Source organism: Mesorhizobium sp. M0663 (genome assembly GCF_040320585.1).
Lineage (GTDB): Bacteria > Pseudomonadota > Alphaproteobacteria > Rhizobiales > Rhizobiaceae > Mesorhizobium.
In genome coordinates this window covers 1-3,006 of the sequence record NZ_JAMYPX010000082.1, presented here as the reverse complement: position 1 = coordinate 3,006, position 3,006 = coordinate 1, and the positions used below count along the sequence as shown (strand labels likewise).

General features: G+C 57.9%; 2 protein-coding genes. Both read left to right on the top strand.

Annotation, left to right across the window (positions count from 1 at the left end; all coding sequences use genetic code 11):
• Nucleotides 1–836 precede the first annotated feature (836 nt).
• Complete coding sequence (locus NKI54_RS36080; RefSeq protein WP_352529055.1) at nucleotides 837–1,610, top strand: MurR/RpiR family transcriptional regulator; 774 nt, start codon at nucleotides 837–839, stop codon at nucleotides 1,608–1,610.
• Between the two features lie 845 nt (nucleotides 1,611–2,455).
• Nucleotides 2,456–2,725, top strand: coding sequence for a DNA -binding domain-containing protein (locus NKI54_RS36075; protein ID WP_352579573.1), 270 nt, complete (start codon nucleotides 2,456–2,458; stop codon nucleotides 2,723–2,725).
• Nucleotides 2,726–3,006: the final 281 nt, after the last annotated feature.

Below are 3,006 nucleotides of genomic sequence, written 5' to 3'. Positions count from 1 at the left end.
TCGCCAAAGCAACAGCAGCCTGATCAGACCAGATACCGTTCCCGATTCGAAGGCCATCCGTCGAAAGCGCTCGCGTCAACGTGCAGCGAAAATAGCGCTTACACCTTCTCGGCTGGAGTCGCTACTGCTCGCGCGGGCGACACCACCACCGAGATATGCTGGCTCGGGCTGATACGGCTCTCTATTCCGCCAAGATGGCGGGGCGCAATCGCATCCATCTTGCAGCTTGAACCAATCTGCGCCGATACTGCGTTACATAGGTGAAGAACGCCAAGGTGGGTTCGTCTTCGTAGCCCTGGGAGTGGCTCAGACCCAGTCAATCGTAAGAGTGCACAAGACCTAAAGCGCTAGGACCAACGGAGGGCTCAGCGGAGCAGGTTGGCCCCCGAAAGGTGCGACTCCGGCCTCGTCCGGGGACTTGCGCCGCTGGAGAATGCGATGTTTGGTCGATCTGGCTGCCACACAGCGGGCCACCTTGGCTGGCTTACACAAACTTTGCCATCAGGTCGGCATGAACCTGTGCTCCAGCTGGAATGCGTGTACCAGAAATTCGCGGACACCGATGGAGAATCCGGTTTTTGGGTCGGAACGCCGTTGTCGTCGGAATCCGCACTGACATCTAAAGCGTGGTGCTCGGAATGGCTGCCGCCGCGAACGAAGCAGGCCGGAAATCCGGCATCGAACTTGTCTTTGATCTGCGTCAATGCACCTGCAGCAGACTCGAGTTATTCAGGGGATTTCCCTTGCCTTCGGGTAGGGGAGTTGAGTTCCAATTGGATCGAACACCTTAGGACAGTATGCAAGAGCCCCGACGGACACAGCAATCACTGCTAGACATGATCCATGATGTAATCAATACGGCTCCGAATGCGCTCGCACGTATAGCTCTGTATATTGAGCAAGATCCGAAGGCTGTTCTAACGATGTCTATCGCCGACCTAGCGCACGACACCGCAACTGGGCCTGCTTCAATAATAAGATTTTGCCGAAGGCTGGGACTCTCGGGATTCCGGGAGTTTAAGATTGCGCTCAGCGGCGACATTGAGCGGGTAACGCTGATTGAGCTGGCTGAACGCGCCGCACCAGAAGATATAGACGTAGCACCGGGGGTCGCCGCTCTCAGTACTGCTTTACAAAGCTCAATTGCCGCGTCCGCTCGAGGTTTTGACGATCTTCAAATTACTGGGCTTGCCAACCGCGTCCGAGCGGCCCGTCGCGTCGAAGTGTTTGGCGCGGGGCCGTCTTCAGTCTGCGCTGATATTTTGGCCATGCGGCTGATCTGGCTAGGGTTCCCCGCGCATTCCTCGGGGTCCGCCACCATGTCTCACGCTCTTGCGCGGAGACTTGGCTCGTCGGGCCTTGCTCTTGGCGTTTCCTCGCTTGGCCACACTGAGGAAACCAGGGCTTTTCTGGCAATTGCGCGCAAAACCGGAGCATATACGATTGCCATTACGACCCGCGCGGACTGCCCGATCGCTCAGACTGCCGACGAGGCGGTCTTGTTTACCTCGGCTGGAGCTTGGCCACAGTCCGGGTCGGCGATGCATGTTCCGCCTGTAGTATTGCTGAGCGAATATCTCTGCCAGTGTCTGCAGGTGAGGGAAGTTTGAACGCCTGACTAGGCTAATCCGGCCAGTTTCGACGCCATACCCGAATCTCACCTTGGGCACGTGCTCGAGCCAGAGGCGGCGAACATGAACCGCCGCGTTTCCTGCGAAGGTCGAGCCGCGCCACCTGGTGCTTGCTGCCAGCCCCCAGCACCGGAGATGAGATCAGGCAAGGGGGACGAGCGTGAGTAAACTCGACGAGCACCCGCCGCAACAGACATTTTAGCCTATTTGGCAAGCTACGGCCTAGCCGGAACGGTGCTGGGTCCAGACGGTATCATCAGCGCAATAGCTCGAGGATGCGAAGCGACCACTTTGTTGATCGTGCCGTGGCTCGAAAGAGGGTGTCAACTGCTGTCGGGCCTTTTCGATTGCCGGCAATCTGCGCATTTCGCAAAAGCCGGACAGGGGTGGGGTACACTCCAGGGCTGTGTCCGGGAATTGCCGAAACACGCAGGCAATCTGCACTATGGGTCGGCGAGTCAAGCAGCGGGGATTGGTCAAGCCCCGTCGTCATGACGCGGATCAAAAGACGATTTTGAGCTGATTCCGAGTTCGCGGGAGCGGTTGCGCAGGACCGACTACGCTTCTCATCCTGTTGGAGGTTCTTTACGAAGCCCTGTCCGAGCAGTCCTCGAAAACAGATGTGCAGCCGCATGGTATTGAGCCTTTTTCCGATTCCTTTCTAACCTGGGCCTGATTTGCCCCGCAGATGCGCACATCGCCTCGAGCGGGGGCTTGCGGACCTTAATCGGGACCTCGTCTTGGAGACGATGTTTCCTCTCCGCTTAGCCCGCGTGTCGAAGGAAATTCTCGACTTCCGATTCTTACTTCCGGAGCCCGATGTGATGGTGAAATACCCAGACGTTGAACCAGGCCTTAAAGAGGAAGTCCCTTGGTCCGACAGCCTGACCACCTACGATAGGGAGCACTTCAGGACCTATCTAAGGTTTGTCGATGCATCTGCCGACAACGCCAGCTATGAGGAGATGGCTCAGATCATCCTCGGCATCGATCCGGTGGAAGAACCGGAGCGCGCGCGGAAAGCCGCGCGAAGCAATCTCGAGAGAGCGAACTGGATGGCGACCGCAGGTTACAGGGAATTGTTCGCCGACTGAGCCGAACAGGCGGCAACACCCTGCTCTTGTCAACGGCAGATATGATCACGCGTAAGGGGAAGAGGCGACGCAAAAGGGAGCGCCCCAATCTGGCGAAGCCGGAAGCTTGCGGAAAGCCGGAAAGCCAATGAATGGTTCGGTGAGCGACATGATGGATGAAGGTTCCGCTATCGGATCAGTACGCCTCCGGCGAGGGCCGCCTTGCGGGAGCATGGCCCGGTAGCGAAGCTGCGCTCTTAAGGTCGTCCTTTCGAGCGTAGTTAGCAGCACAGCATGAGCCA